General features: G+C 72.0%; 4 protein-coding genes. 3 read left to right on the top strand and 1 reads right to left on the bottom strand.

Annotation, left to right across the window (positions count from 1 at the left end; all coding sequences use genetic code 11):
- A partial coding sequence (locus AB0F10_RS45010) for a hypothetical protein (protein WP_360640665.1) occupies positions 1-301 on the bottom strand: 301 nt, incomplete at its 3' end.
- Positions 302-483: 182 nt separating this feature from the next.
- Here AB0F10_RS45010 and AB0F10_RS45005 point away from each other — a divergent pair.
- The 3 genes from AB0F10_RS45005 to AB0F10_RS44995 all read left to right on the top strand — a co-directional run.
- On the top strand, positions 484-1,125 hold the full coding sequence (locus AB0F10_RS45005) for a hypothetical protein (RefSeq protein WP_360640663.1): 642 nt from the start codon (positions 484-486) through the stop codon (positions 1,123-1,125).
- Positions 1,126-1,312: 187 nt separating this feature from the next.
- Positions 1,313-1,768, top strand: a complete 456-nt coding sequence (locus AB0F10_RS45000) for a hypothetical protein (RefSeq protein ID WP_360640661.1) — start codon at positions 1,313-1,315, stop codon at positions 1,766-1,768.
- Positions 1,769-1,789: 21 nt separating this feature from the next.
- On the top strand, positions 1,790-3,071 hold a 1,282-nt coding region (locus AB0F10_RS44995; RefSeq protein WP_360640659.1), incomplete at its 3' end, for a cation:proton antiporter.

The following is a 3,071-nucleotide window of genomic DNA, read 5'->3' as shown; positions in this document are numbered from 1 at the left end:
CCGCGCGCCAGGCGACGACTCCCCGCCGGACCGCCAGCGCGGCCACGGCGGCGCACCCGGCCGTCACGACGACGGTCAGCAATCCGTACCCGCGCCGCGGCGGTGGCGCGCCACGAAGCGCCGCCCAGGCCTCGCCGGTGCGGTGGGCGCCCTCGATCCTGGCCGCGGCGGCACGCCGGCCGAGGCGCCCGCCCGCCGTGCTCAGGCCGTGGCCGGAGTATCTTCCGGCCTCCAGCAGTGCGTCGAGCGCCCGGCTTGCGGCGATTCTCGGCTCCAGTTCGTGCATGGCTACAGACCTCACGTCCATCACCTCTGTTGACTAGGCTGCACCTGCAGCCTGTCGCGCTCCGGGGGGACGGTCCTCACCCGTGCGGAGTGAGCGCGGACATCGCCGCCGTGCCTGCGAGCCCGCCGGCCCGGCGTCGCCACCATCACCCGGCAAGGGTGATCCCTGACGGCGGGTTTCCGCGAACACTCGGCGACATGGCCCAGTCTCGTGTTATCGCGATCGCACTCTCGCTGTCCTCGGCCTTGCTGCTCGTCGCCTGCGGCGACTCGGACACGCCGTCGACGAACGGAACCACAAGCCCGGCGGCGACGTCCGACGCGACCGTCGCCTGGGCCAACGCCGTGTGCACGGCGTCGACGCAGCTGCAGACATCGGTGCAGAGCGCGGGCGAGGCGATCCGGTCCGGCGCATCGAGCGCCGGTACCTCCCCGGACTCGGTGAAGGACCAGGTGAAGGACAGCGTCGCGGAGGTGAAGGACTCGGCGGCGAACCTGACCCGGACGGTCTCCGGCCTGCCCGGCGGGGTCGAACCGCAGACGGCGCAGGCGCAGGAGCAGCTGCTGACGGCGGGCAAGCAGGCGCAGGACTCGGCCGATCAGGTCAGCGCGGCCGGCGACCAGGTCCAGGCCGCGAAGACGGCCGAGGAGGTCACCGCGAGCGTGGCGGCGCTGAAGACCGCGGCGGACAAGGCGGCGACCGACCTCACGGGGTACTTCGACGCGGTCCGCGGCGTCATCACCGGCAGCGCCGAGGCGGTCAAGTACGCCTTCGAGGCCGCGCCGGCGTGCCGGCCACTGATCGCGCCGGCCTCGCCGACGCCGTCGCCGTCGGCCTGACGCCCGGCTGACCTTCCGATTCATGATTGTCAATAGATGCAGGTGGCGGCGATGCGCGATCGGCGCCTATCGCACGGTCCCATTCACCCGCCACGGATGACGCCCGGCCGGGTCGCGAGGATCACGCTCGGTGCTCAGCGGAAGAGTCCACAAAGGGCTCACCGATTCGCTATGGGAGGAAACAGGGATGTCCGACACAGGGCAATCTAGCGCGACCGCGGATCCCGGCTACGCCGGCGGGCCGCCGGAGCCGACCCGATGGGTGGGAATGATCGTCTTCGGCGGCATCATGCTGGTGCTGCTCGGCTTCTTCCAGGGCATCCAGGGCCTGATCGCGCTGTTCAACGACACCTACTACCTGGTGACCCCGAACGGGCTGGTCCTCTCCTTCGACTACACCGTCTGGGGCTGGATCCACCTGCTGCTCGGCATCGTCGCGATGGCCGCGGGCTTCGGTGTCCTGGCGGGCCAGACCTGGGCGCGGGCGGTCGGCGTCATCCTGGCCGTGCTGAGCGCGATCGTGAACTTCGTCTTCTTCTCCGCCTACCCCATCTGGAGCACGATCATCATCGTCGCCGACGTCCTCGTCATCTACGCGCTGACGGTGCACGGCCGCGAGGTCAGGGACACCGACCGCTACTAGCCGTACGGGTTGGGAGAGTCCATGGACGAGGCGGCCGTCGCGCTGGTCATGCTGGTCGTCTTCGCCTGGGGGTTGTTCTCGACGCGCCTGGGTCGCGCGGATCTGAGCGCGCCCATCATCTTCGTCACCGTGGGCCTGCTGCTCTCGCAGGCGGTGCACGTCCTCGAGCCGGACGTCTCGCACGAGGCGGTCAAGCTGCTCGCCGAGGTGACCCTCGTGTGGGTGCTGTTCGCGGACGCCTCCCGGGTCGGCCTCCGGCAGCTTCGCGCCGATCTCGGGCTGTACACCCGGCTGCTCGCGGTGGGACTGCCGCTGACCATTGCGGCGGGCGCGCTGCTGGCGATGTGGCTGTTCGACGGCATGGGCGTCTGGATGGCGCTGCTGGTGGGCGCCGCGCTGGCGCCCACCGACGCGGCGCTGGGCTCGGCGGTGATGACCGACCCGGCCGTGCCGGAGCGGATCCGGCGGGTCCTGAACGTCGAGAGCGGGCTCAACGACGGCATCGCGACCCCGGTCGTGATGTTCGCGATCGCGGGCGCGGCCGCCGCCGGGAGCATCACGGGCTCGGGCCGGGGCGGGGGCCTCATCGAGCTCGCCATCGGCCTCGCCGTCGGCATCGGCCTCGGCGCGGTGGGCGGCCGGGCGATGCGCCTCGCCCGTCACCGGGGCTGGATGTCGGAGGACTTCGCCGGGCCCGGCGTGCTCGCCCTGGCGCTGGCCGCCTACGCCGCGACCCTCTGGCTCGACGGCAACGGCTTCGTCGCCGCCTTCGTCGCCGGGCTCGCGTTCGGCAACAACGCCGGCCGCGGCGGCGTCAAGGAGGTCTTCTACGTCGAGCAGACGGCGGGGTTCGTGTCGCTGCTGACCTGGCTGACCTTCGGTGCGGTCGCCGTGCCGATCGTGCTCGAGGAGATCGACTGGCAGGTGGCCGGCTACGCCGTCCTGAGCCTCACCGTCATCCGGATGCTGCCGGTGGCCCTCGTCCTGATCGGGGCGCGGCTGAAGCCTGCGACCGTGGCGTTCGTCGGATGGTTCGGGCCCCGCGGCCTGGCCTCGATCATCTTCGCGCTGATCGCCCTGGACGACCTGCACGGCGAGGCCGACCGCGTCGTGGCGATCATCGGAACGACCGTGCTGTTCAGCGTCTTCGCGCACGGCCTGAGCGCGAAACCGTTCGCGAGCCGCTACGGCGCGACGGCCGGCGCCGCAACCGCGCCGGCCACCGGAGCCGTACCCGCGCAGCTGCCGATCCGCGGGCTGCTGCACCGCCGGCAGGCCACCGGCCCGGCGCCGGAACCCGGCG

Origin of the sequence: Actinoplanes sp. NPDC026623 (assembly GCF_040638275.1) — a bacterium.
Lineage (GTDB): Bacteria > Actinomycetota > Actinomycetes > Mycobacteriales > Micromonosporaceae > Actinoplanes.
The sequence above is the reverse complement of the archived record's forward strand: the minus strand, read 5'-3'. Positions and strand labels throughout refer to the sequence as shown.

What these genes read in the sequence shown, in the direction of transcription:
- AB0F10_RS45005 (WP_360640663.1), top strand. Translation starts at nt 484, where the DNA reads ATGGCCCAGTCTCGTGTTATCGCGATCGCACTCTCGCTGTCCTCGGCC.
- AB0F10_RS45000 (WP_360640661.1), top strand. Translation starts at nt 1,313, where the DNA reads ATGTCCGACACAGGGCAATCTAGCGCGACCGCGGATCCCGGCTACGCC.